Annotated in this window: 22 protein-coding genes; 10 read left to right on the top strand and 12 right to left on the bottom strand. The window is 61.5% G+C overall.

Features of this window, described 5'->3' with window-relative positions; translation table 11 throughout:
* The first annotated feature begins 7 nt into the window (after positions 1 to 7).
* The 3 genes from ccoS to DCO57_RS03025 all read left to right on the top strand — a co-directional run bounded on the left by ccoS (position 8) and on the right by DCO57_RS03025 (position 1,997).
* Positions 8 to 160, top strand: a complete 153-nt coding sequence (gene ccoS / locus DCO57_RS03035; protein WP_116697398.1) for a cbb3-type cytochrome oxidase assembly protein CcoS — start codon at positions 8 to 10, stop codon at positions 158 to 160.
* A 125-nt stretch (positions 161 to 285) separates the two neighbouring features.
* Positions 286 to 954: a class I SAM-dependent methyltransferase gene (locus tag DCO57_RS03030; RefSeq protein WP_116697397.1), complete on the top strand. Its 669-nt coding sequence runs from the start codon at positions 286 to 288 to the stop codon at positions 952 to 954.
* Positions 955 to 1,460: 506 nt separating this feature from the next.
* Positions 1,461 to 1,997 carry a response regulator gene (locus DCO57_RS03025; protein WP_279629127.1) on the top strand — a complete coding sequence of 179 codons (537 nt, stop codon included), beginning with the start codon at positions 1,461 to 1,463 and terminating at the stop codon, positions 1,995 to 1,997.
* 41 nt (positions 1,998 to 2,038) lie between these two features.
* Here the strand turns inward: DCO57_RS03025 and DCO57_RS03020 are convergent, their stop codons facing one another.
* Complete coding sequence (locus DCO57_RS03020; protein WP_116697395.1) at positions 2,039 to 2,254, bottom strand: hypothetical protein; 216 nt, start codon at positions 2,252 to 2,254, stop codon at positions 2,039 to 2,041.
* Positions 2,255 to 2,452: 198 nt separating this feature from the next.
* On the opposite strand from DCO57_RS03020, the gene aroQ reads away from it, so the two are divergent.
* Positions 2,453 to 2,896, top strand: a complete 444-nt coding sequence (gene aroQ, locus DCO57_RS03015; protein WP_116697394.1) for a type II 3-dehydroquinate dehydratase — start codon at positions 2,453 to 2,455, stop codon at positions 2,894 to 2,896.
* Between the two features lie 47 nt (positions 2,897 to 2,943).
* Here aroQ and DCO57_RS03010 read toward each other — a convergent pair whose 3' ends face one another.
* The 8 genes from DCO57_RS03010 to urtA form a co-directional block, all read right to left on the bottom strand.
* Positions 2,944 to 3,549 carry a sugar transferase gene (locus tag DCO57_RS03010; RefSeq protein ID WP_244287869.1) on the bottom strand — a complete coding sequence of 202 codons (606 nt, stop codon included), beginning with the start codon at positions 3,547 to 3,549 and terminating at the stop codon, positions 2,944 to 2,946.
* 520 nt (positions 3,550 to 4,069) lie between these two features.
* Entirely contained in the window at positions 4,070 to 5,377 is a 1,308-nt protein-coding gene (locus tag DCO57_RS03005; protein ID WP_116697392.1) for a UDP-glucose/GDP-mannose dehydrogenase family protein, read from the bottom strand.
* Positions 5,378 to 5,507: 130 nt separating this feature from the next.
* Entirely contained in the window at positions 5,508 to 6,812 is a 1,305-nt protein-coding gene (locus DCO57_RS03000) for an ArgE/DapE family deacylase (protein ID WP_116697391.1), read from the bottom strand.
* A 200-nt stretch (positions 6,813 to 7,012) separates the two neighbouring features.
* Positions 7,013 to 7,708: an urea ABC transporter ATP-binding subunit UrtE gene (gene urtE, locus DCO57_RS02995; RefSeq protein WP_116697390.1), complete on the bottom strand. Its 696-nt coding sequence runs from the start codon at positions 7,706 to 7,708 to the stop codon at positions 7,013 to 7,015.
* Positions 7,709 to 7,808: 100 nt separating this feature from the next.
* Positions 7,809 to 8,555 (bottom strand): urea ABC transporter ATP-binding protein UrtD, encoded by a 747-nt coding sequence (gene urtD, locus DCO57_RS02990; RefSeq protein ID WP_116697389.1) that lies wholly within the window; start codon positions 8,553 to 8,555, stop codon positions 7,809 to 7,811.
* 4 nt (positions 8,556 to 8,559) lie between these two features.
* A complete protein-coding gene (gene urtC / locus DCO57_RS02985) occupies positions 8,560 to 9,789 on the bottom strand; it encodes an urea ABC transporter permease subunit UrtC (RefSeq protein WP_116697388.1) in 1,230 nt (409 codons plus the stop codon).
* Positions 9,786 to 11,408 (bottom strand): urea ABC transporter permease subunit UrtB, encoded by a 1,623-nt coding sequence (urtB, locus tag DCO57_RS02980; RefSeq protein WP_116697387.1) that lies wholly within the window; start codon positions 11,406 to 11,408, stop codon positions 9,786 to 9,788. Before urtB ends, urtC begins: the two co-directional genes overlap by 4 nt.
* A gap of 163 nt (positions 11,409 to 11,571) precedes the next feature.
* A complete protein-coding gene (gene urtA / locus DCO57_RS02975; protein ID WP_116697703.1) occupies positions 11,572 to 12,858 on the bottom strand; it encodes an urea ABC transporter substrate-binding protein in 1,287 nt (428 codons plus the stop codon).
* 389 nt (positions 12,859 to 13,247) lie between these two features.
* Here urtA and DCO57_RS02970 point away from each other — a divergent pair, with 389 nt between their 5' ends.
* The 4 genes from DCO57_RS02970 (at position 13,248) to DCO57_RS02955 (ending at position 20,855) form a co-directional block, all read left to right on the top strand.
* Positions 13,248 to 14,411, top strand: coding sequence for an efflux RND transporter periplasmic adaptor subunit (locus tag DCO57_RS02970; protein ID WP_116697386.1), 1,164 nt, complete (start codon positions 13,248 to 13,250; stop codon positions 14,409 to 14,411).
* Between the two features lie 2 nt (positions 14,412 to 14,413).
* A complete protein-coding gene (locus tag DCO57_RS02965; protein WP_165814621.1) occupies positions 14,414 to 16,360 on the top strand; it encodes a MacB family efflux pump subunit in 1,947 nt (648 codons plus the stop codon).
* Between the two features lie 201 nt (positions 16,361 to 16,561).
* Complete coding sequence (locus tag DCO57_RS02960; RefSeq protein WP_116697384.1) at positions 16,562 to 19,951, top strand: ATP-binding protein; 3,390 nt, start codon at positions 16,562 to 16,564, stop codon at positions 19,949 to 19,951.
* Positions 19,941 to 20,855, top strand: coding sequence for a DNA-binding response regulator (locus DCO57_RS02955; protein WP_116697383.1), 915 nt, complete (start codon positions 19,941 to 19,943; stop codon positions 20,853 to 20,855). The genes DCO57_RS02960 and DCO57_RS02955 overlap by 11 nt, the downstream gene beginning before the upstream one ends.
* A gap of 55 nt (positions 20,856 to 20,910) precedes the next feature.
* Here DCO57_RS02955 and DCO57_RS02950 read toward each other — a convergent pair whose 3' ends face one another.
* Genes DCO57_RS02950 through DCO57_RS02940 form a run of 3 tightly spaced genes read right to left on the bottom strand, consistent with a single transcriptional unit; the run spans position 20,911 to position 23,164 of the window.
* Positions 20,911 to 21,474 carry a YbhB/YbcL family Raf kinase inhibitor-like protein gene (locus DCO57_RS02950; RefSeq protein WP_116697382.1) on the bottom strand — a complete coding sequence of 188 codons (564 nt, stop codon included), beginning with the start codon at positions 21,472 to 21,474 and terminating at the stop codon, positions 20,911 to 20,913.
* Positions 21,471 to 22,478, bottom strand: coding sequence for a YHYH protein (locus DCO57_RS02945; RefSeq protein WP_116697702.1), 1,008 nt, complete (start codon positions 22,476 to 22,478; stop codon positions 21,471 to 21,473). Before DCO57_RS02945 ends, DCO57_RS02950 begins: the two co-directional genes overlap by 4 nt.
* Before the next feature lie 44 nt (positions 22,479 to 22,522).
* Entirely contained in the window at positions 22,523 to 23,164 is a 642-nt protein-coding gene (locus tag DCO57_RS02940) for a PEBP family protein (RefSeq protein ID WP_116697381.1), read from the bottom strand.
* Between the two features lie 202 nt (positions 23,165 to 23,366).
* Here DCO57_RS02940 and DCO57_RS02935 point away from each other — a divergent pair, with 202 nt between their 5' ends.
* Positions 23,367 to 24,050 carry a response regulator transcription factor gene (locus DCO57_RS02935; protein WP_116697701.1) on the top strand — a complete coding sequence of 228 codons (684 nt, stop codon included), beginning with the start codon at positions 23,367 to 23,369 and terminating at the stop codon, positions 24,048 to 24,050.
* Positions 24,034 to 25,386 carry an ATP-binding protein gene (locus DCO57_RS02930; protein WP_165814619.1) on the top strand — a complete coding sequence of 451 codons (1,353 nt, stop codon included), beginning with the start codon at positions 24,034 to 24,036 and terminating at the stop codon, positions 25,384 to 25,386. The genes DCO57_RS02935 and DCO57_RS02930 overlap by 17 nt, the downstream gene beginning before the upstream one ends.
* Positions 25,387 to 25,550: the final 164 nt, after the last annotated feature.

Genomic DNA, 25,550 nt, shown 5'->3' with positions numbered 1-25,550 from the left:
GACAGTCATGGATGTGCTGATCTATCTGATCCCGATCGCGTTTTTCCTGGGAGCTCTCGGCCTGGGCGCTTTCCTGTGGTCCCTGAAAAGCGGCCAGTTCGACGATCTGGAGGGCGCCAAATGGCGCATTCTGGACGACGACGACCTGCCGGACGACTGATATCCCCCGAAAACAGGAGAAGGCTGGCTTGATTGATGAGGAGCGGATGAACCAGTCGCGCCTTGACAGTCCTGCGGGACGGACCTAGCGATGCGTGCCCTGGCAATTTTAACGGGATCAAGGCAATGGAACGCTTTCCGGCCGCGCACAAGGCAGGCTATGCGGTTTATTCAAGAGCATCGCTTGTCCTGTATGATGCGCTGGTGCTCGGCCTGTCCAACCGGTTCCTCTGGCGTTGCCCGAGCGCGCGCATGACTGCCCTCTACGATCGGCACCTGTCTGCCGATCACCTGGATGTCGGCGTCGGCACCGGATTTTTCCTGGACCGGGCGTCATTCCCCGCTTCAGACCCGCAAGTCACTCTGCTGGACCCGAATGCGCACTGCCTTCAAAAGGCGTCCACACGTATCCGCCGCTACGGCCCGCGCAGCGTCCAGGCCGATGCACTCGTCCCCTGGCCGGCCTCTCTTGGCCGCTTCGGTTCCATCGGACTCAACTATGTCCTGCACTGCCTTCCGGGAAGCATGTCCGCAAAGGCGGTGATCTTCGATCACCTGCTGCCGCATCTCGGGGAAGGCGGGTGTGTATTCGGCGCGACGATCCTTCAGGGCGACGCGCCGCGTTCCGTTGCGGCCCGCCAGCTCATGGGCATCTATAATCGCAAGGGGGTGTTTTCCAATGAGAACGACACGCTGGAAGTCCTGGAGGCGGAATTGTCGCGCCGGTTCGCGCTGATCGACATCAAACAGGTCGGCTGTGTCGCGCTGTTCTCGGCAAGCGCTCCGAAGCGCTAAGCGTTTCAGGACAGAAGGTTGGACAGCACCATGCCGGAGGCCAGCAGCAGAAGGCCGATACCGGAAAAAAGCAGAAGGTTATCCCGAATCCTGTCGCCAGAATCAGGACCAGCCGGCTCGCGCTCATGCGAACGCGGGTCGTCCTGATCGTATGTTTCTGGGTCCCGGGACATGGTGCGTACAATCGTTGACAAAGGTCTCTCACCTGTTGCTGTGTCTCGGCCCAGAATGGCGTCTCAGCCTTGAAAGACCCGTTAACACCACCGCCGCAAAAGGATTAATTCCACGCAACATTACCGGTCGGTGAAGACGGAACGGTCGTTTGAATGTGTTCCGTAAATCCCTGCGCAGGTGCCGCAGCGATCACAGGCCGATGGACAGCATTGCACTGCCTTCGCTGTCAGGCAAACCGCAGGCCCCTTGTCCGCTGGGGCTGGTTAACTGCGGTTGGCATAACCCATTGTTCAGACTTTCATGTCAAGACTTGGCGAAACATGGAGGATTTGGTGAGCCTGGATCTTGCCTCACTGACGTTCCTGCTGGTCGAGGACAGTGCCTATATGCGCACGATCCTGCGGACCATGTTGCAGGGTTTCGGCGCACGCCGGATCGTCGAAGCCGAGGACGGAGCGTCCGGGCTCGAGGCGATGGACCGTGCCAATCCGGATATCCTGATCCTGGATTGGGTCATGCCCATTCTGGACGGGGCGGACATGGTTCGCATGATCCGCAGTCCGAACAACCCTTTCGCCTATATTCCGATCATCATGGTCACAGCCCATACGGAGCGTAGCCGTATCGTGGAAGCCCGCCGTCTGGGCGTGCATGAACTCCTGTCCAAGCCCATATCGGCCAAATCTCTGTATCAGCGCGTGTCGAGCGTGATCCTGCATCCCCGGGACTTCATAAAAACCGCGACCTATTTCGGGCCGGCACCTCGGGAGATCCGCAATCGCCAGAAAATCTGGCAGGCCGGCCAGGGGCCTGACCCGGACGAGGCCGAGGGCGACCAGAACGTTCAAAACGCAACGTCTATCGGATAATGTTGATATCTGAAAAGCTGTTCGGGTCTGTTTGTCCGCGCTCAGGCGGCGGATTGCGCGCTCGCCGCGTAGGCGTTGTTGCGCGCGTTTTCGGATCTTGATTCCGCCGCATCTGCAAATTGCGCCAGCACATCCAGATCGACGGTATAATGGTCGAGCAGGAATTGGGAGAGCACATCAAGCGGAAGGTGCTGATAGCCTTCTATCGCTGACATCAGAGCTTCAAGAGTGTCCAGCCGTTCACGCAGCTTGATCATGGGATTCCGTTGAGCTGTTTCAATTCAAACTGGAATAACATAGTTAATAATGCGTAAACGTTGTTTAAGCAAGGCTGACGTGAAACGTAATTGGTGTGCTCTGCCAGCATTCACAACCTTTTCGCGTAAATTGCGGAGCCTGCTGGTAAAATTCGCCGGAAAACGTCATCTTTGCGCTGCAAATCAAGGGAATTACTCATGGCCAGGGTCATCTACGTTCTGAACGGACCGAATCTCAATCTGCTCGGCAAGCGGGAACCTGAGATCTATGGACACCGGACGCTGGATGACGTGCGCCTGATGTGTGAAGCCGAGGCTGAAAAATCGGATTTGCAGGTTGTTTTTCGTCAAAGCAATGCGGAACACGAGCTGATCGACTGGGTTCATGAAGCCCGTGAATCCGCGCATGGGGTGATCATCAATCCCGCTGGCTATTCCCATACGTCCGTCGCCTTGCTGGACGCCCTTTCGGCCTGCAGCTTTCCGGTGATCGAGGTGCATATCTCGAACATCCACAAGCGGGAGAGTTTCCGACATCATTCCTATGTGTCCGCCAGGGCGGATGCGGTGATCGCTGGGTGTGGTGTGGACGGCTATCAACTCGCCATGCAGCATATGGCAACATTGGTCGCAACTGCCTGACGCCTGTGCCCCGTCAGGTAAGGCGCGGCCGACCAGGAGTTCACACCCTAGTAGCCACTGCGCCTGAAAAATTCCTGCACGATCGTTTCGGTCAGGATTTTTACGTCGAGCGACAGGGATTGCCGTTCAATATATGCCAGATCGTGTTTCAGGCGCATCCGGGCGGCATGCCGGTCCTTCGTTTCTCCCCGGAATCCCTTGACCTGGGCCAGCCCGGTAATGCCCGGACGGACCCGGTGGCGGTCCATGTATCTGGTATCGAACATCTCGTAGGGCACGCCGGCGGCAAGCATGCCGGGAACATGGGGGCGGGGCCCGACAAGCGACATTTCACCTTTCAGGACGTTGATGAGCTGCGGCAGCTCGTCGAAATTGCTGCTGCGGAGAAATCGGCCGATCCGGGTCACGCGAGGGTCGTTGTGAACAGTCTGGCAAATGCCGGAAGTATCGCACATGTGCAGATGCATGGTACGGAACTTGAGGACCGTGAAAAGCGCGCCGTCCAGACCGTATCTTTGCTGCAGGAAAAAGACCGGCCCGCGGCTGGTCGATTTGATGGCAACAGCGATGAGGGCGAAAAGGGGCAGCAGCAGGATCAGGCCGAGCGAGGCTCCGGTCAGATCGAGTGCGCGCTTGGCAAATTTGCCCGCCAATTGCCCGTATTTCCGGTGTCCTGACAGCGCGCGGTTGTAGCTCTGGACGGTCCGTCTGGCCGGTAGGCGGAGAACCTCGTGGCGGGCAAATTCGATTGCCTTCCGCGGGCTCTCTTTTGCATCATATAAAGCGGTTTCGTCGGTCAACTTCGCCAGCCTCAACCCAATAAACGGGAATTAAGGGGTTGCAAAATCCATAGTATCCGGTCGCTTTCGCTCGCGCTATGGCATGGTAAACAAATGATTAACAAGAAACGGAAAATTTTAGTCCGTTAAGGATTTGGATACCATGTGGCCGCTGGTTGGACAACATCAAGAAAGCGTGCTTGTCGTTAAATATCGGTAACATTTCGCACGGGAATACAGGGAAAATGCAATCCGGCGTTTAAGGCCGGGTGTAGTCCTCGGATGCCACAGCCGGACAGGACCCGGCCAGGCCGCGTTTGCCGCTGCGCTTCGACGGTCGGTGAGCCGCCGCGACGGGCTGGTGTCGCGGCGATCCGTCCCATGCGGGATGGTATCAGTAACTGCGTCCGACGCTGGTGTACTCGAACCCGTGCGCGTTCATGTAGTCCTGGGTATAGATATTACGCAGATCGACGACCCTGGGTGTTTTCAGCAGGGACTTGACTCGTTCGAGATCCAATGCCCGGAACTGGTCCCATTCCGTCACGATCACCACCACATCCGCATTCTCGATGGCGTGGTAGGGGCCGTCGCAGAACAGCACGTCGCTCATCATGTGACCGGCTTCTTCCATGCTGGCCGGGTCGTAGGCACGGATTTTCGCGCCCGCAGCCTGCAGTTTCTCGACGATGTCGATGCTCGGAGCTTCGCGCATGTCATCGGTATTGGGTTTGAAGGCAAGTCCGAGAAGCGCCACGGTCTTGCCGTTGACATCGCCTCCCATGAAGTCGATGACCTTGTCGGCCATCTTTTTCTTGCGGGCCGCGTTCACCTCGATCACAGAATCGATGATCTTCAGGCTGGAACCGGCGTCTGAGGCAATCCTGGACAGCGCGAGCGTGTCCTTGGGAAAGCAGGAGCCGCCATATCCCGGACCGGCATGCAGGAACTTCGAGCCGATGCGGTTGTCCAGTCCGATGCCTCTGGAAACCTCCTGCACATTGGCGCCGACCTTTTCGCACAGGTCGGCGATTTCGTTGATGAAGGTGATCTTGACGGCGAGAAACGCGTTCGCCGCATATTTGATCAGCTCGGATGTCCGGCGTTTCGTGACGATGATCGGCGTCTCGTTGAGATAGAGCGGACGGTAGAGTTCCCGCATCACCTCGACGGCTTCTTCGCTTTCCGTCCCCACGACAACCCGGTCGGGCCGCTTGAAATCGTTGATCGCGGCGCCTTCACGCAGGAATTCCGGGTTGGAAACCACGGCGAACCTGGCCTCCGGATTGGTCCGGCGGACAATGGCCTCGACCTCGTCGCCGGTTCCCACCGGAACGGTCGACTTGGTCACGATCACCGTGAACCCGTTGATCAGCCCGGCGATTTCCTCCGCCGCCGAATAGACGTAGGAAAGATCCGCGTGTCCGTCGCCCCGGCGGGTCGGCGTGCCCACCGCAATGAAGACCGCATCCGCCTCCCGGATGGCGTCATCCGGTTCCGTGGTGAAAAACAGCCGCTCTTCCGCGACGTTCTTGGCAACGAGGTCCTGGAGCCCCGGTTCGAAGATCGGGATCGTGCCGGCATTGAGGGCGTCGATCTTGCCGGCGTCCTTGTCGATACAAGTCACCACATGGCCGAAATCGGCAAAGCAGGTTCCCGAAACCAGACCGACGTAACCGGTCCCAATCATTGCAACGCGCATGGCAAGTCCTAAAGTTTTTCAGTGTCCTTGTCGGCCGGGCGGAGCTGCATTGGACCGCCGGAGCCGGAAACTCGATTCGAGCGCGTTGGTACCGGCTTTTGCCCCGGCAATCAATCGGCTTGCCCGAAGATCAGCCGGACGGCCTCTCTATTGGCGAAATGCCGCACCATCGGGCGGTAAACAGGGCGATCGTCCGGGTCACCCGTTTCAGCGACGGCAGGTTCACGCATTCGTCGATACCGTGAATGTTGCGGGTGAGCGGACCATAGGTGAGGGCGGGAGTGTCGCAGTGGTTCATGTAGAGCGCGGCATCCAGGTAGCAGGCCATGATCGACCGGCGCAGCGCGGAGCCGGTCACCTGTTCATGGGCGGCGGAAAGCACCTCTTCCGCCGCCGAACCTTCCTCCAGCCGGTATCCGGCCTGACAGGTGCCGATCCACTCCAGCTTCGGCGCGGCCTTCGCCAGGCGCGGATCCTCGCGGCAGAGGCTTTCAAGGGCCTTTTCGAAGTCCGCGATCCTGTCCGCCACTTTGTCTCCCGGATAGAACCCGATGCGGCCTTCGAGCTTGCACTCGAAGGGGATTGAGGCCGGCCATTCCCCACCGTGAATGGTGCCGATATTGAGGCTGGCCGGATTGCCCAGGAGGTCAAAGCCGGGATGGCGGTGTTTCTCGCCGTTCCAGCGTGTTTCCAGCGCCTTCAGTCCGTCGATGACGAGAAATGCGGCTTCAATGGCGCTCAGGCCGGAGGCCGGCTCGCGGGGATGGGCGGACACGCCCTGAACCGTGATCCGGAACTTGATGACACCGGAATTGGCGAAGATGACGTCCTCATCCGTCGGCTCGGGAATAAGGACGGCATCGGCCGATGCGCCGCGAAGGATGGCCGCGGCCGTGCCGTTACCGGTGACTTCCTCGTCGATGACGGACTGGAATTCCAATGGCGCCCGGAGCTGGAACCCGGCCGCCTCGATCGCCTCCACCGCAAAGAGATTGGCCGCAAGCCCCGCCTTCATGTCACCGGCGCCGCGCCCGTAAAGCCAGTCGCCCTCGCGGACCGCGGCAAACGGTGGATGTGTCCAGTGATCCGGATTGGCGGTCGGCACCACATCCACATGGGCGTTCAGGATCAGCGAGCGGCCGGATGTGCCGGTCGGCTGTTTGCGGCCGCTGACATTGAAGGTGCCCGCGTAGTCGATGGTTGCCGGTGAATAGGCCGGATGGTCTTTCAGCGCTTCCGCGTCGACCGGATAGGTCTCGACCTCGAACCCCCGCGCCTTCAGCGCTTGCGCCACGATACCCTGAACGCCTGCTTCCGCTCCGCGCAGGGACGGGGCGCGGACGATTTCCTGCAGGAAGGCAACCTGTTTTTCAAAGGAGGTGTCTACCGCATGCGTGATTGCGGCGATGGCATCTTCGGGAAGGGGGGTGGGCATGGCGATCCGTATCGGAGAGGTCAGGCGGGATGATCTTGCGCCCGCACCCTACCAATCAGGTCCGGTTCGTCAAACCCTGCGGCGCGCGTGCGACCGCGCAATCGTCCCCCGTCAGACGTGGCGCCGGGAGCCGATCCCGGATTTCCGTTTCGCGACGCCCCGGGAGTTCGCTTGCAGCATGGCCTGCAAGGGAGCGCGCCCTAAACCGTCAGAAAGCGCCGGACTTCGGTTTCCGACAGATCCGCCCCGGTTCCCGACAGAACGATTTCGCCCCGGTCCATTACCGCGTAGTCGTCGGCCAGATCCCGGGCGAATTCGAAATATTGCTCCACCAGCACGATCGCCATTGTGCCCTGGTCGCGCAGCCAGGAAATGGCGCGGCCGATATCCTTGATGATCGAGGGCTGTATGCCTTCGGTCGGCTCGTCCAGCACGAGAAGCTTCGGCCTTGTGACCAGAGCCCTGGCGATGGCCAGCTGCTGCTGCTGTCCCCCGGACAGATCGCCCCCGCGCCGGCTCAGCATATCCTTCAGCACCGGGAAGAGTTCGAAGATGGTTTCGGGAATGAACCTGTCCCGCCGCGCGATCGGCGCGTAGCCGGTTTCAAGGTTCTCCTTCACCGACAGCAGCGGGAAGATTTCCCGGCCTTGCGGGACAACGGCGATACCCTTTCTGGCGCGGGCGTGTGCGGGCAGGGAGGAGATGTCCTCGCCTTCCCAGACGATCCTGCCGGAGGAAATGCCATGCTGCCCGGCGACCGCGCGCAGGGTGGAGGTCTTGCCGACCCCGTTGCGGCCCATCAGGCAGGTGACCTTGCCGACTTCGGCGCTGAGCGACACCTTCTTGAGGGCCTGGGCCGCGCCATAGTAAAGATCGATATTGTCAACTTGCAGCATGATTTCTGACCTAACGGACATAAGCCCTTGGAGGGCGTTCCGGACTCTGTTTTTCAACGCGGCTTCGCGGTTGGATGAAGATGGCAGTCATGCGGAGTCTTCACCGTCCCAGATAAACTTCGACGACCCGATCATTGGCTGAGACGTGGTCGAGGGATCCCTCGGCAAGCACGGATCCTTCATGAAGGACCGTGACCTTGACACCCAGGGAACGAACAAACACCATGTCGTGCTCGACCACGACGACTGAATGGTCATTGGCGATATCCTTCAAGAGTTCCGCGGTTTCGGCGGTCTCGGCATCGGTCATGCCGGCTGCCGGTTCGTCGACAAGAAGCAGTTTCGGGTCCTGGGCCAGCAACATGCCGATTTCCAGCCATTGCTTCTGGCCGTGACTGAGATTGGCGGCCAGATCGTCGCGTTTGCCACCAAGACGGATCAGGTCGAGCAGATGCTCGATCCGCTTCCTCTCGCCGCCGGATATGACATGAAACAGGGTCGCGAACGGTCCGCGCGGCGCCTTGAGCGCGAGCTCCAGATTGTCCCACACCGTATGACTCTCAAAGACAGTCGGTTTCTGGAACTTCCGGCCGATGCCCATTTCGGCGATGGAGGCTTCGTCCTCGCCGGTGAGGTCGATGGTGCCGTCGAAATAGACCTCGCCGCTGTCCGGCCTGGTCTTGCCGGTGATGACGTCCATCATGGTGGTCTTGCCGGCACCATTGGGGCCGATGATGGCGCGCATTTCGCCCGGCCCGATGGTCAGCGACAGTTCGTTCAGCGCCTTGAAACCGTCGAAGGAGACCGACACGCCGTCGAGATAAAGAAGACTGGATGCTCTGGCCATGGTCCTACTCCGCTGGCTGGGGGTCGGTCGCCTTCGGCGCCGGGGTCGCATGGGTCACATTTGCCGGTGCGGATGGCGAGTGCGGCGGTGCATCGGGAGCTTCGCCGGAGCCGGCTTCCAGGGCCTGCGAAATCCTGCGCTGCCGCAGCGCCGTCCAGCCCTGACTGAAGGTGCCCACGATGCCCTTGGGCAGGAACAGGGTGACGAACACGAAGAGACCACCCAGCGCGAACAGCCAGATGTCGGGCAGCGCGCCGGTGAACCATGTCTTGGCGAAATTCACCAGAACTGCGCCGAGGACCGCGCCCACCAGCGTGCCGCGTCCGCCGACGGCGACCCAGATCACCACTTCGATCGAGTTGGCCGGGTCGAATTCGCCCGGATTGATGATGCCGACCTGGGGCACATAAAGCGCGCCGGCGATACCGGCCATCATGGCCGAAAGGGTCCACACGAACAGCTTGTAGTGTTCCACCCGGTAGCCGAGAAACCGCGTGCGGCTTTCCGCGTCGCGCACGGCCACAAGGACCTTGCCCAGCTTTGAACGGGTGATCGAACGGCAGATGATGAAACAGATTACCAGCGCCAGCCCCGAGGCCACGAACAGCCCGGCGCGGGTCGTGTCGGCCTGGATGTTGAAGCCCAGGATATCCTTGAAATCAGTCAGGCCGTTGTTGCCGCCAAATCCCATGTCGTTGCGGAAGAAGGCAAGCAGAAGCGCATAGGTGAGCGCCTGGGTGATGATGGACAGATAGACGCCGGTGACGCGCGAGCGGAAGGCGAACCAGCCGAAGACAAAGGCCAGGAAACCGGGCACCAGCAGCACCATGAGGGCGGCGAACCAGAACATGTCGAAGCCGTACCAGTACCACGGCAGCTCCTGCCAGTTCAGGAACACCATGAAATCGGGCAGATTCGGATCGCCATAGACGCCGCGCGTGCCGATCTGGCGCATCAGATACATGCCCATGGCATAGCCGCCGAGGGCGAAGAACGCGGCGTGGCCGAGCGAGAGAATGCCGCAATAGCCCCACACGAGGTCCACTGCCAGCGCAAGCAGGGCATATGTCAGATATTTGCCCATCAGCGTGAGCGCGTAGTTCGGCACGTGGAAGGCGGAGCCTTCCGGAACCAGGAGGTTTCCGGCGGGGATCAGGATGATCACCGCGGCCATGATCGCCAGGAAGATACCGGCACGGGCATCCATGGCGCGGAAGAGAAACGAGGACATCATGCTTCAACTGCCCGGCCCTTGAGGGCGAAGAGGCCCCGTGGACGCTTTTGGATAAACAGAATGATGATCACGAGCACGAAGATCTTGCCGAGCACGGCGCCGGCATAGGGCTCGAGGAACTTGTTGACGATGCCAAGGGTCATGGCCCCGACCAGCGTGCCCCACAGGTTTCCTACCCCGCCGAAGACCACCACCATGAAACTGTCGATGATGTAGCCCTGGCCGAGATTGGGGGAGACGTTGTCGATCTGCGACAGGGCGACGCCGGCGATGCCGGCGATGCCGGAGCCGAGACCGAAGGTCATCGCGTCGACCCAGGGGGTGCGGATGCCCATGGAGGCGGCCATGCGCCGGTTCTGCGTGACGGCGCGGGTGTAAAGCCCGAACGGCGTCTTCTTCAGCACCAGCATCAGACCGGTGAAGACCAGCATGGCGAAGACGATGATCCACATGCGGTTATAGGTGATGGTCATCTGACCGATCTCGAAGGCCCCCGACATCCATTCCGGATTGCCGACTTCCCGGTTGGTCGGTCCGAAAATGGAGCGCACGGCCTGCTGCAGGATCAGCGAGATCCCCCAGGTGGCGAGCAGTGTCTCCAGCGGGCGTCCGTAAAGCCAGCGGATCACGCCGCGCTCGATGGCCACACCGATCAGGCCGGAGGCCAGGAAGGCCAGGGGCAGGGCGATGAACAGCGAATAGTCGAAGAGGCCGGGGGCCGAAGTGCGGATCAGTTCCTGCACCACGAAGGTGACATAGGCGCCGATCATCACCATTTCGCCATGGGCCATGTTGATGACCCCCATGACGCCGAATGTGATCGCCAGGCCGATGGCCGCCAGAAGCAGCACCGATCCGAGCGACAGGCCGTACCAGATGTTCTGCGCCGCGTCCCAGGCGGCAATGGATTTGCGGATCTTGGTTATGGCCTGGGTAGCCGCGTCGCGCACCGCGCCGTCGGCGGAGGACTGAACCCCGATCAGCAGGGACAGGGCGTCCCGGTTGCCCATGTCAGAGAGGGTCCGGACGGCTTCCAGTTTCTGCGCATCGTCAAGATCGGAATTCAGCACCGCGGCGGCCCGGGCCTCTTCCATGACCTTGCGCACGCCGTCGTCGGTCTCCGCTGCCAGCGCCGCATTCAGCGCGTCTATGCCTTCCGGATCCTGTGCCTTGAAGATTGCCTGCGCGGCCGCCTGGCGAACCTGCGGATCCGCCGCCATCAGGGTAAGCGATCCGAGGGCGGAGCGCAGCACCCGCCGCAGCTTGTTGTTGACCTTGATCTTGGTCACCTCGCGGCGGCCCGCCTCTCCGGCGGGTTCCAGCGTCAGAGGATCCGTGAGCGCGTAGCCCTTGCCGGCCTTATGGGCGATGAACACCATGCGGTCCGACTTGCGAAAGTACAGGTCGCCTTCGCCGAGCGCCTCCAGGGCGGGAGCGACCGCAGGGTCGCCGGTCGCGACGAGCTCGCCGATCTGTTTTTCGGTCTCGGCGTATTTGCCCTTCGCCAGATCGTTGATCAGCGGGCGCAGGGCTTCCGCGTCCGACTGGGCGAAACTCGGCCCGCTCACGGCGCAGGCCATCAGGCCGATAAACAGAAGGAATGATTTCAGAAGGGACATCGTGTCCGCCTTGCGAGGGTTGGTTTTCTTGGCGCTTGAGGGGTTTGGAAGACCGCCCCCGGGCCCTCTCCAGTCGGAAGGAAGGTGAGGGAACGCAGAGCCGGGATCGGAAACGATAGTCGGGACGGGCTTGATGAAAGCCCGTCCCTGCCGTGTCTTTCCGTCAGGAGCCGGAACCGCCGCACTTGCCGGTCACGGTGTTGAAGTTGCCGCAGGACAGGGGCGCGCGCCAATCGGAAATCAGGTCCTTGGAACCATCCAGGTAATCGGACCATGCGTCGCCGACCACCAGGCCGGAGGTTTCCCAGACGGTCTCGAACTGGCCGTCATCCTGGATCTCACCGATCAGCACCGGCTTGGTGATGTGGTGGTTCGGCATCATCGCCGAGTAACCGCCGGTCAGGTTCGGGACGCTGACGCCGACGATGGCGTCGATGACCGCATCCGGATCGGTGGTGCCGGCCTTTTCGACCGCTTCGACCCACATGTTGAAGCCGATGAAATGGGCTTCCATCGGATCGTTGGTCACCCGGTTGTCGTCACCGACATAGGCCTGCCAGGTTTCGATGAACTCGGCATTGGCATCGGTGTCGGCGGACTGGAAGTAGTTCCAGGCGGCCAGATGGCCGACGAGCGGCGCCGTGTCGAGACCGGCAAGCTCCTCTTCACCCACGGAGAAGGCGACGACCGGAATGTCTTCAGCCTTGATGCCGGCGTTGCCCAGTTCCTTGTAGAAGGGAACATTGGCGTCGCCGTTGATGGTGGAGACCACGGCGGTCTTCTTGCCTGCCGAACCGAAGGTCTTGATGTCGGACACGATCGTCTGCCAGTCGGAATGACCGAACGGCGTGTAGTTGATCATGATGTCTTCTTCGGCCACGCCCTTGGACTTGAGGTAGGCTTCGAGGATCTTGTTGGTCGTGCGCGGATAGACATAGTCGGTGCCGGCCAGAACCCAGCGCTCGACGCCTTCCTCGTTCATCAGGTAGTCGACGGCCGGGATGGCCTGCTGGTTCGGAGCCGCTCCCGTGTAGAAGACGTTGCGCTGGCTTTCTTCGCCTTCGTACTGGACCGGGTAGAAGAGAATGGAATTCAGCTCTTCGAAGACCGGCAGGACGGATTTGCGCGAAACGGACGTCCAGCAACCGAAGACGGCATCGACGCCGTTGACTTCGATGAGCTCACGCGCCTTTTCGGCGAACAGCGGCCAGTCGGACGCCGGGTCGACCACGACAGCCTCGAGCTTCTTGCCGAGAAGGCCGCCCTTCTTGTTCTGCTCTTCGATGAGCATCAGCATGGCGTCTTTCAGCGTGGTTTCCGAAATCGCCATCGTGCCGGACAGCGAATGCAGGATGCCGACCTTGATGGTGTCTTCCTGGGCGGCCGCGCCGCCGATGATCGTGGAGGCCATCAGGCCTGCCAGAGCGAGTTTCGTGAAGGTCTTTTTCATTGAGTTCCCCTTGTGCATGACGCCGCCGGTTCCCATGCCGGCGGTTGGCGGCTGAAAGGAGTGCCGCTGTCGGGGACGGATCGTGCGCCGGAACGATCGCGCTGCAACATACGTCAATTGACGTAACCGGGGTTTGCGAGGGGGCGGGATAACTTGCCGACACCCGTGGCCGCCCGGCAGCCCGCGCGGACCTTGCCTCGCCATGCGAAGGCCCCGCTCAATGCGCGCTGTCGGCGGAAAGACAGCAAACGTTGGGACACTGCTCTGTTGTGTCGCACCCTCCTTGCCTTTCAGGGTAAAGGCCGACACTACATAGAGGAGATGGTGCGCTGCACTCGACCGAACAACTGGTGTGTTCCCGGAGTTTCCTTCCGAAAGGCTTTCTCCTCATGAAAATATCACGCATCCTGTTTGCGCTCGTCCTGGTGTCGGCTGCGGTTGGTGGTTGGATCTATTTCGCCCGGATCGAAAACGCGGCTCCACCGACAACGGCTGTTGTCACCCGCGGCACGGTTGAGGAAACGGTGCTGGCCTCCGGCACGATGGAGGCAAAACAGTTGGTCAGCGTTGGTGCCCGGGTGTCGGGGCAAATAGAGACGCTGGCGGTTGCCCTTGGTGAAGAGGTCGAGAAGGGCGACCTGATCGCTCTGATCGACAATCAGGACCAGCAGAATGACGTGCTGACTGCCAAAGCGAGCCTGGCTAACATCGAAGCGCAGATCGCCGCAAAAAAGGCCAGCTTGATCAAGGCCGAGCGCGTTCTGGAACGGCAATTGAAGCTGGTTACTTCCGATTACGTCTCCAAGGAGGACGTCGACGCGGCGCAGGCCGAAGTCGATGTCTTCAAGGCCGAACTTGCCGCTCTGGAAGCGCAGAAGGCGAGCGCCGAGGTCAGTGTCTCGACCGCGCAGATCGCGTTGGACCGAACCAGGATCACCGCGCCGATCTCGGGGACCGTAGTGGCGATTGTCAATGACGAAGGTCAGACCGTGAACGCCACGCAGAGCGCGCCGACAATAGTCAAGATTGCCGAGCTGGACATGATGGTGGTGAAGGCGGAAATTTCCGAGGCTGACGTGGTGCATGTGAAACCGGGCCAGCAGGTGGTCTTCAGTATCCTGGGCGAACCTGATCACCTATTCACCGCCACCGTGCGGGATGTCGAACCCGCGCCCTCGGAAATCGAGGAGAGCGACACGATTTCGACCGATGAAGCGATCTATTACAACGGCTTGCTTGAGGTGGACAATCCCGGCCACCTGCTGCGTATCGGCATGACCGCGGAAGTCTCGATCATTCTCGACAAGGCCGAAAATGTACTGACTGTGCCATCCTCGGCGCTCGAAAAGGGGCCGCAGGGCTACACCGTAAAGCTTTACGATCCAGCCAATGGCGCCACCAGCGAGCAACGGGTCGAGGTCGGGCTGAACAACAAGGTCATCGCCGAAATCAAGTCGGGGCTGAGCGAAGGCGACATTGTGGTCACGGGCACCGATGTTGCCGCGAGCAAGACACCGCAAGACAACATTCGCATGCCTCCGATGAGGCTCTGACGATGGACGAACCCCTGATATCTGCGCGTGGAATTTCACGCAGCTTCCAGGCAGGCAAAGAGACAATCACCGTCCTGCGCGATGTCGACGTTGACATCTGGCCGGGCGAGATGGTGGCGATCATCGGTGCCTCTGGTTCGGGCAAATCGACGCTGATGAACATCCTCGGCTGCCTCGATCACGCCAGCTCGGGCAGTTACAGCTTCGCGGGCCAGGATGTGAGTGAACTCGATCCAGACGAGCTTGCCCAGCTGCGGCGTGAGCATTTCGGCTTCATCTTCCAGCGTTACCAGCTGCTGCCTGATCTCGACGCGGTGGGCAATGTCGAAGTGCCGGCGATCTATGCCGGTGAGAGCCGCGCGGCCCGACGCGAACGCGCCGCTGACCTGCTGGGCCAACTCGGCCTTGCCGAGCGGCTGGACCACCGGCCCGGCGAACTTTCCGGCGGACAGCAGCAGCGGGTCTCGGTGGCACGCGCATTGATGAATGGTGGCGAAGTCATTCTGGCCGACGAGCCGACCGGGGCGCTCGATACGTCAAGCTCGAAGGAGCTGATCGAGCTGCTGCTGGAGCTGAATCGCAAAGGCCACACGATCGTCATGGTCACCCATGACCCCGAGGTTGCCCGGCACGCGCATCGCACGATCGAAATCCGTGACGGGCGGATCATCTCCGATACGAAGACGGCCCGCGAGGATATCGGCAATGACGGGCGCCTGGAGCGCGCACCTGCGGAACCACGCGCAGGGGCCGCTCTGTTGCGCATGCGCGAGGCTGTCGACATGTCGCTAAAGGCTCTGCTGGCGCACCGGGTGCGCTCGATGCTGACGATGCTGGGAATCATCATCGGCATCGCCTCTGTCGTGCTCGTGGTGGCGTTAGGAACCGGGACGCAGGAAAAGGTACTCGACAACATCTCCTCGCTCGGGACCAGCACGATCACGGTACGCTCTGGCACGGGCTTCGGGGCGCGCGACGTCAACAAGGTGCAGACGCTGATGCCTTCTGATGCAGATTTGCTGGCGCTGCAACCCTATGTCGACAGCGCCTCACCGTCGGTCGCGACAAAAAGCACGGTTGTTTATCGCAGCACATCCTCTGATTCCGCGATCAACGGGGTGGGCGGGGACTATTTCCAGGTCCATAACTACGTCACCGTGACCGGTGCCACATTCGGCCCCGAGGATGTCACGGGGCGCACCCAGGTCGCGGTGATCGATGAGGATACGCGCGACACTTTCTTCGACGCCGATGTCGACCCGATAGGCAAGGTCCTGCTCCTGGGCGGCGTTCCGGTGCGGGTGATCGGCGTGGTGCGTTCGAGCGGCGCAAGCTTCGGGCCGGAATCGCTCAATGTCTGGGTGCCCTACACCACGGTGATGGCGCGGATCTCGGGGCAGGATTTCCTCGACAGCGTCGCGGTGCGAGTGAGCGACGATTATGACACCACATTTGCCGAGAGCGAGATCACTGATCTGCTGATCAATCGCCACGGCACCAAGGATTTTTTCCTGGTCAATTCCGACACGATCCGCGAAACGATCACCTCGACGACCGAGACGCTGACCCTGCTGGTGGCGCTGATCGCGGTGATTTCGCTGATCGTCGGAGGAATCGGGGTGATGAACATCATGCTGGTCTCCGTGACCGAGCGCACGAAGGAAATCGGCGTGCGCATCGCGATCGGGGCGCGGCGCTCCGACATCGTGGCGCAATTCCTGATCGAGGCGGTGCTGGTTTGTCTGACCGGCGGCGTGCTGGGGATCGCCAGCGCGCTGATCGGTGGGCAGTTGGTAGGGTACTTCTCGGCCGATGTGCGGTTGAGCTTCTCGGTGACGGCGATCGTGGTGGCCTTTCTTTCGTCGACCCTGATCGGAATCACCTTCGGCTTCCTGCCTGCACGCTCCGCGGCTAGGCTCGACCCGGTGGTCGCACTCAACCACGCGTGAGAGTAACGTGGCGATCCCGCGCGACCAGGGGCCTCGTTTTATCACGGGACACCTGTGACCACCCTGCGCAGGTGCAACTGGTACAGAACCTGCATTCCTTGCATCCCGATGACGAACAAACCGGGTTTCACGGAGCGTGCGCCCGGTCGCGGCAATTTTGTGACGAAAAAGCAGGCGTATGCCTAAAAAACAATCAGTTCCATGACCGCCCGCCAGCGTATCCTGCCGGTGCGGCGGCAGTACAACAAGTGGGTCAACAACCAGACCCTGGAAGACTACGCCCTGCGGTTCACGGCCAAAAGCGCCCGCAGGTTTTCCTCCCGCGCGATCTCCCAGACGGCCATCGGCGCGATCTCCTTTCTGGCGCTGGAGGCGATCGGCGGCGCCATCACACTGTCGCACGGCACCGCAAACGCCTTTCTGGCAATTCTGGTCGGCAGCGTCGTGCTGCTCGTGGTCGGCCTGCCGATCGCCCGCTATGCCATGCGCTACGGCGTCGATATCGATCTTCTGACCCGCGGCGCCGGTTTCGGCTACATCGGCTCGACGGTGACGTCACTGATCTATGCCAGCTTCACATTCATCCTGTTTGCGATCGAAGCCTCGATCATGTCGAGCGCGCTGGAGTTCGCCTTCGGCTTGCCGCTCTGGCTCGGTTATATCGTCAGTGCGGTGGCCGTCATTCCGCTGGTGACCCACGGGATCACCTGGATCAGCCGGTTTCAGATCGCCACTCAGCCATTCTGGATAGTGCTGAACATCCTGCCCTTCGTCTTCATCGCCTTCACCGACTGGCAGGCAGTCGGGACCTGGCTGGAATTCACCGGCATCGATCCGCTGACGCAGGCGCCGAAATCAGGGCCAGGCGGCTGGGAAAGCGTCAATCTGGTCAGTTTCGGGGCCGCTTCGGCGGTCATTCTTGCGCTGATGGCGCAAATCGGCGAGCAGGTGGACTTCCTGCGGTTTCTCCCCGCCCGCGACTTCGGCCGCCGCCGCCACCGGCTGGCGCTTTTCCTGGCGGGGCCAGGCTGGGTCGTGCTCGGCGCGCCCAAGATGATCGCCGGATCCTTCCTCGCCGTGCTCGTGCTGTCCCATGGCGTGCCCGTGCAGCATGCCGATGAACCGTCGCGCATGTACGCGATCGCCTTCGGCTACATGATTCCCAACGAGACCATGGTCCTGCTGCTGATGGCGGCTTTCGTCGTTGTCGCCCAGCTCAAGATCAATGTCATGAACGCCTATGCGGGCTCGCTGGCCTGGTCGAATTTCTTTTCCCGTCTGACCCACTCCCATCCGGGCCGGGTGGTCTGGCTGGTCTTCAATGTGGGCATCGCCCTCCTGCTGATGGAACTCGGCATCTACCGGCTGCTGGAGGAAACGCTCGGGGTGTTTTCCATCGTCGCCATGGCGTGGCTGTCCGCGATTTCGGCCGATCTGTTCATCAACAAGCCGCTTGGCCTGTCGCCGCCGGGCATCGAGTTCAAGCGGGCTCATCTTTACGACATCAACCCGGTCGGCACCGGCTCGATGCTGCTGGCCGCCGGCATCGCGCTTGCAGCCCATTTCGGCCAGTTCGGCGAGGCCGCTGCAGCCCTGGCAACCTTTCTCGCCATGGGGATAGCCTTCATCGCCGCACCCGCGATCGCCCTGGTCACCGGGGGCAGGTTCTATCTGGCGCGCAAGCCGCGCAAGAGCTGGCAGGACCTGGAGCAGATCGCCTGTTCCATCTGCGAAAATCCCTTCGAACCGGAGGACATGGCCTATTGCCCGGCCTATCAGGCGCCGATCTGCTCGCTGTGCTGCACGCTGGATGCCCGCTGCCACGATTCCTGCAAGCCCAGTGCCCGGTTCACCCACCAGGTCGGCACCGTGGCAGCCTATGTCCTGCCCGAGTCGGTTCTGGTCTATTTCCGCACCCGCCTCGGTCGCTATGCCCTGACCTCCATCCTGTCCATCGCGGCGATCGGTGTGGTGTTGTGGATCATCTATGGTCAGGCTGTCAGCCGCCTTGGGGATCCGACAGGCATCATCGGCCAGACAGTCGGTCTGATCTTCTTCGTCTTCGCCATCGTCGCCGGCATTGCCTGCTGGTTCCTGGTGCTGGCCAATGACACCCGCCGGGTGGCGGAGGAGGAATCCGCGCGCCAGAACGCGCTCCTGCAGAAGGAAATCGACGCCCACAGCGTCACCGATGCCGCGCTCCAGAAAGCCAAGGAAGACGCCGAGGCAGCCAATCTTGCCAAGAGCCGCTATGTGGTCGGCCTCAGTCATGAACTGCGGACGCCCCTCAATGCGGTGATGGGCTATGCCCAGGTGCTGGAGCGCGACGAGACCCTGCCGCAGGCGCGCAAGCCCGCCGTCAGCACCATTCGCCGCAGCGCGGAGCACCTGTCGGGCCTGATCGACGGTCTTCTGGACATTTCCCGGATCGAGGCCGGCCGGCTGCAGATCTATTCCAACGAAATCAACGTGCACGAATTTCTCGACCAGATCGTCGACATGTTTCGCATGCAGGCGGCCGCCAAGGGCCTGGGGTTCGATTATGTCCGGGCCGCCAATCTGCCGGTCTTTGTCCGCACCGACGAAAAACGCCTGCGCCAGATCCTGGTCAATCTGCTGTCCAACGCCATCAAGTTCACCGATGAGGGCAGGGTCTCACTCTCGGTCGGCTACCGCTCCCAGGTGGCGTCTTTCGTGGTCGCGGACAGCGGCCCCGGCGTGGCGCTGGACGAACAGACGAAGATCTTCGAACCCTTCGGCCGCAGCAAGGCGGCGTCCGGTGCGCGCACTCCCGGCCTCGGGCTGGGGCTGACCATCACCAAGCTGCTGGCCGAATCCATGGGCGGAGCCATCGCGCTGTCCAGCGAGCCGGGCAAGGGGGCCTCTTTCGAGATTCGTCTCATGCTTGCCGCCGTCGACCGGCCCGTGGATACCGTCCGGCTGGAACGGCAGGTGCGCGGCTACGAAGGCGCGCGGCGCACGATCGCCGTCATCGACGACAATTGCGATCACCGCGCGCTCGTCAGCGACATCCTCAAGCCCGTCGGCTTCGATGTGGTGGAAGCCGAGCACGGCGCGGCCTGTCTGGAGCATGTCCAGGGACTGAACCCGGATCTCTATCTTGTCGATATCCTGATGCCCGGCATGAACGGCTGGGAGCTGGTGGAAACCCTGCGGGCGCGGGGGGAAGCCGCTCCGGTCATCATGCTTTCGGCCAATATCGGCGATCAGGCCTTGCGCCCGGACGGCCCGGTCCATCACAATGCGACGCTCGCCAAACCCTTCACCATCGGCCAGCTTCTCGATCTTCTGCAAAAGCACCTGGATGTTGTGTGGACGGAAAATCCGCAAGACGTTGTTGCCGCTCCGGAACCCGTCAGCCGGTTGCGTTCTCCCGGTGCCGAACATGTGGCGGATCTGATATCGCTGGCGGAAATCGGATATGTGGAAGGCATTGAAGCCAAGCTGAGCGAACTTGCGCACACACCGGAGAACGGACCGCTGATCGACACGCTGCATGGACATCTCAACCGTTTCGATTTTGACGCCTACAGGCAGGTGCTGGGCGGATTGGAGCCCCATGACGGATGAGCGCCGCGATACCGTCCTGGTGGTGGACGACAGTCCGGAGACGCTCGGCTTCGTCACCGAGGCGCTGAAGAAGACCGGCATCGCCGTTCTGGTAGCGACCAGCGGCGAGGCGGCCCTGTCCGTTTGCGACAAGGTGACCCCGGACACCATCCTCATGGATGCGGTGATGCCGGGGCTGGACGGTTTCGACACCTGCCGCAAGATCAAGGACAATCCGGCTCTCCGCCATGTGCCGGTGATCTTCATGACCGGGCTTTCGGAAACCGAGCACGTGGTCAGGGCTCTGGAATCGGGTGGCGTCGATTTCCTCACCAAGCCGATCGACGTCGACGAACTCAAGGCGCGTATCAAGGTTCATCTGAAAAACGCGAGATCCGTCCAGAGCGCTCATGTGGCGCTCGATGCGGCGGGCCGTCATCTGGTGGCCGTATCGACCGATGGCAGCGTGCTGTGGTCGACGCCGCAGATCCGCAATCTTCTGGCGAGAACCGGCGCCGCGGAGGCCAGCCTGTTCCGTCTCGGTCAGGCGCTGGGTGAATGGCTGGACAATGCGGCGCTCGCGGAGGATCGGCACAAGAGCTTCATGCTGGGCCTGTCGGAAGATCTTGCGGTCCAGCTTCATCCGCTCGGCCGGGTCGGTCCGGACGAAAACCTTTTCCGGGTGACGGCCGAAGACGAAGCGGGTCAGATCAGCGCCCTGCAGCAGCGCTTCGCACTGACACAGCGCGAGGCCGAAGTGCTGATCTGGATCGCCAAGGGCAAGGCCAACAAGGACATCGGCGAAATCCTCGGCCTGTCGCCGCGCACGGTGAACAAGCACCTGGAGCAGATCTTCATCAAGCTCGGGGTCGAGAACAGGGCGTCCGCGGCGGTCAGGGCCGCGGAGGTGATCTACGCGCTTTAGGCGGGCAAGGCTCCGTGTCGCCGTCACGCGCGGAAAACCGGGGCCGGTTCACCATCTAATTGCGAAACGTCAGGCTGCTTTCGGCTACGATCTTGCCCTTGAGGGCTTCGACCATCTTCGTCCAGTCGACCGAGCGACTGTCATGGGAAGGCAATGCGTCCGGGGCTGAGTTGAGAGCAAAAACTGTGATCGTGTACATGTGTTCGGCCGCACCCGGGGAACACGGCGGGGTGTAACCTGTAAAGTTGCCATCCTTGTCGGCCCCCTCCTGCCCAAGGGAGGCGGGATTGCCTCTGGGGATCGCGCGTGTTTCGGGCGGAATGTTCCAGAGCAACCAGTATTGGCTGGGTGCATCGCGCCCCTCGACAGTGTCTCGCGGGTAATGATGCATGATCAGGGCAAAGCCCTGCGTGTTAGCGGGAACCCCGGTCCATTCCAGGGGCGGCGAGGCACCGTCGCCGCCGTCGCGGGAACATTTGAGATCCGCGGGAAGACGCCCGCCCTCTTCCAGGGCGGGGCTTGTCAGCGTGAACGGGGTCCCGGCGAGGGCCGGGCCTGCGATGGCGGCCTGAAACGCGAGAAAAACATGGAGTGCCACGGTCCGGACGGGCATTCTCATCGACAGAATTCTCCGGTCTTGACCTCACCGCCGTTGGTGACGGTTTTGGTCTCGAAATTGTAGCAGTCGGGCCTGTCGGCAGGGCTGTAGCGAATGTAGTAATCCTCACCCTCGTAGCTGTAATCCATGCTGCGGCTGCCATCTTCATTCTGGGTGAAGACCAGATTGTCGACCCCGCCCGCAGGCGGCCTTCCGGGAGCAACACCACGGCCAGTGGCCGCGTCGACCAGCGGCGCCGTGCGGGGCAACTCGCGCAGGTCGCCGACCTCTCCCATCAGGCACTGTACGATGTAGGGGGCGTCCTTCGAGGTGTGATAGCGGTACCCGTAGGTTTCGTCTGCCTGTCCGTTGCACACGTCCAGAACACCTTCGACGATCGCGGTGCCATCGGGGTTGTTGTCGCCATAGATCGGGAAGCCGTCGAAGGCCCAGCCGATGATGGCATCGTCTCCGGCATTCTCCATCTGCGCAATCATGCAGACGGGTTTCATGTGGTAGTGATAGTCGTCGCCACGGCCCGCATGGCCTCCGCAAACGTCAAGCTGCTGGGTCTGGAACGTGTCGTGCCGGCTCTGGTAGTGATGGAGGTCCGCCTCCGTCATCTCGCCACCGCCCGTATAGTCGAAAATCGGCACGCCATTGACGGCCACGCCAAGCGCCGCGTCACGTGTCTGCGGCGTGTCACCCAGAACCGGCTCAAGCGGGATAGGCGCGTCATATTGCCTGGCGGGCACGGGAACCTGTTCGTTCGTGCCGACGATGCCTGTCATCAACTCGTGGTCCGGGTAGGTGTCGGAGGAGATGATCGCCTTGCCGTTGTCGCATGTGACGGTAACCGTGTCGGAAAACCCGGCATCGGCGACGGAAGCGATGACCGTATCGCAACGGGCCTTTGCGTCATGGACGTGGTCGTCGTGAGCCTGCGCAGCTGCGACATGTCCTGCGGCGGCACCAAGGAAAAAAGCAACGGCGCCGAGGCGTCCGGCGGAGGGGAGCTGTTTCATGCGGTTTTCTTTCGAAAAGGTTCGGGACCGGTATCGGCGACGGTTCATTCGACCGTCAGACGGCATAAAATGGTGTTGTCGGTTTTCAGGTCCGGTCCCCAGATCAGCTCCGCTGACGCGTCCCAGTCGATATGGTCATAGCCATCTTTCGGACCGACCTCGCGAACGCTGTGCTCTGTGGCGGCAGTCCAGCCGGAGGCATCGAAGTCCGCTGTGTTCCAGCCTTCCGGTTCTTCCGTGATTGCGAAGCCGCAGGCGCCTTCGCCTGCTGTCGGTTCGCTCTCCCCGGCACAGGCCGGATCGAGCGGGGCCTTGTGTACAACGAGGCACTGCCAACCGGAATCGGACACCGCCACAAGCGCCCCGTCGGCGTCATGAATCTGCAGGATGGCTCCGCCGTCGCCCAGTTGCTGGCGAGGGGTGCCGATATACTCGAGGCCGGTATCGTTTTCCTTGAAATCCTTCATTGTCAGGCCGATCACGAAGGGTCGCTCTGCCTCGAAAGTGAAGCTTTCCGCATTGAAAGACCGCTCCGTGGTGATCGGCACACTGTCTTCGGCGACCTGCCGGCCATCGACGCTCATGGAGAACCAGTTGTCGACCCAGACATCGGCGGAGAAGGTTTCGGCCTGGGCGGCGCTGGCGAGAAGGGTGCTGGTGGTCAGCATTATCAGCGTTTTGAGCATGATCGGTTTCCCTAGTTTTCTGGAGGAGTCGCTTCCTTTTGAGATAACAATCCGGCTTTGCGGTGAATTGATCCCAAGTATACAAATTTGTAAGGAATTTGCATTTTGTCCCGGCGGCTTTGGGCCGCTAAGAATGGGACACGTCATGTTTGAGAGATCCCCTCTTCAGGGGAAGCCCGCTCCGCAAAATTTAAGGCCGATGATGAAGATCCTGCTGCTGGAAGACGACCCGGAGATCGGTGAGTGGGTGCGCGACGGGCTGAGCCGTGCCGGGCATGTGGTCGACTGGCTGGAAAATGGGCGCGATGCGCTGGTTCGGGCGACGACCCAGTCCTATGATTTGCTGGTCCTCGACCGAATGACGCCGGGTCTTGACGGGCTGTCCGTGCTTCGCGCCCTTCGGGCGGCGAAAAACGGCGTGCCTGTTCTGCTGCTCACGGCGCTGGGCGATGTGGATGACAGGGTGGAAGGTCTGCATGCGGGGGCGGATGACTATCTGCGCAAGCCCTTCGCCTTTTCGGAGCTCGATGCGCGGGTCGCCGCTTTGGGGCGGCGCCATGCCGAGGTTGCCGGTGCACCGAAGACCAGCCTCACCGCCGGGGACATTCAGCTTGATCTTCTCAGGCAGCGCTGCCAGCGGCAAGGCAGGCCGGTTAATCTCAACCCGAAGGAATTTCGCCTGCTGGAAACCTTCGTACGCTCCAATGGGCGGGTCCTGACACGCACCATGCTGCTGGAAAAGGTTTGGGACATGAATTTCGACCCCACCAGCAGTGTCGTGGAAACGCATGTCAGCCGTTTGCGTGCCAAGATCGAGAAACCCTTTGGTGACACCGTGATCAGGACACGGCGCGGTGCGGGATATGTCTTTGAACCGACCTCCTGACCTGAGCGCTGTCCTGCGCATGTCGGCCGTACGTCAGGCCGTCACCATCACGCTGGCCTTTCTTCTTATCGTCCTGGTGGCCGGAGCCATCGTGATTGCCGCGTTCGAACGGGAGACCCGGAGGCGGATCGAGGATGAGCTGCATAGCCGGTTCGCGGAAGTGCGCGACGACATTGAGCGCCTTGGTTATGATCCGGCCCGTTATCCCGAAGCAAAGAACGAACGGATCGAATTCCGGCCGGGAGACAGTGACATCAGATCCGGAATTCACAATGCCCCGAAGTTCAGGTGGGCGTTCTGGGACCGCGGCACGACACCGCCAGAGACAGATGCGCCGCTGGACGATCTTGAACACTGGATGTATTTCGCAGGTCCGGTCAGGGGCGGTCAGCTGATTGTCGCCACCGACCTTCGCCGTCAGGACGATTTCCTGCAGATCATGCTGAAAACCATGGGCCTCGTGGGACTGGGCGCGGCGCTTTCTGCGTTGTGCCTTGGCGTTTATCTCGGCGCGCGCACGCAACGCCGTATCAACGCCATCTCCCAGGCCCTGAGCGATTTCGGTGCGGGCGACTTGTCCGCAAGGGTTGGCGGAAGTCCCCGCCATGACGACCTTGGCGATCTGTCCCGCCAGCTTGACACGACGCTCGATCAGCTCGACGCGCTGATCCGGCAATCCCGGAATTTCGCCGGCAACATCGCTCATGATCTCAAAACGCCGCTCTCGCGCCTGCGGATCAGGCTGGACCGCGCCCTGATGGCGATCGAGGACGGTGGCGACAGTGCCCATGCCATCGAGGCGGCCATCGCTCAGGCTGAACGGATCACCGCGATCTTCGACGCCTTCCTCCGGATCGCCAAGCTCGAAACCGGCACGGCACGGGCAAGCTTCGCGCCTGTGGATCTGGGGCACCTCGTGGACGAGATCTTCGAAACATATCGTCATGTGATTGAAGCATCTGGCCGGACCCTGGCACTCGACAAGGATATGCCCGAAACGGTTTCAGGGGATCGTGTTCTGCTTGCTCAGGCAATGGCCAACCTTCTGGAAAACGCGATCCGCCATACGCCTGGGCACACCCATATCAGCCTTGTGGCACATGGCGCCGCAATCGGCGTGGCAGACACCGGGCCCGGCATCCCCCGTGACGCGTTCGAACGCGTCACGCAACCGCTCTATCGCCTTGAACGCAGCCGAACCTCCGACGGCTCCGGTCTGGGACTCGCCCTGGTCAAGACTATCGCCAATCTTCATGGCGCTGATCTGGTGTTCTCGGAAAATCCGCAGTTGCCTACGAAAAAGGGGCTCTACGTTCACATTGAAATGTCGCAATGACCCGCCGACCCCTCGACCGGCAGCCTTCCCGCCAGTTGTCGTCGTTCATGGACATAACCCGGAGGCGTGGCCTGAGGAGGTTGGCCTTGCCGGGGGGGATGAGGAGGTCAGTCGCTCAAGCTTGAGCGTCGGAAGATCCGGGATCTGCGACGGCAAGCCCTTTC

The sequence above is a fragment of the Labrenzia sp. 011 genome (genome assembly GCF_003075075.1).
Classification (GTDB): domain Bacteria; phylum Pseudomonadota; class Alphaproteobacteria; order Rhizobiales; family Stappiaceae; genus Roseibium.
The sequence above is the reverse complement of the archived record's forward strand: the minus strand, read 5'-3'. Positions and strand labels throughout refer to the sequence as shown.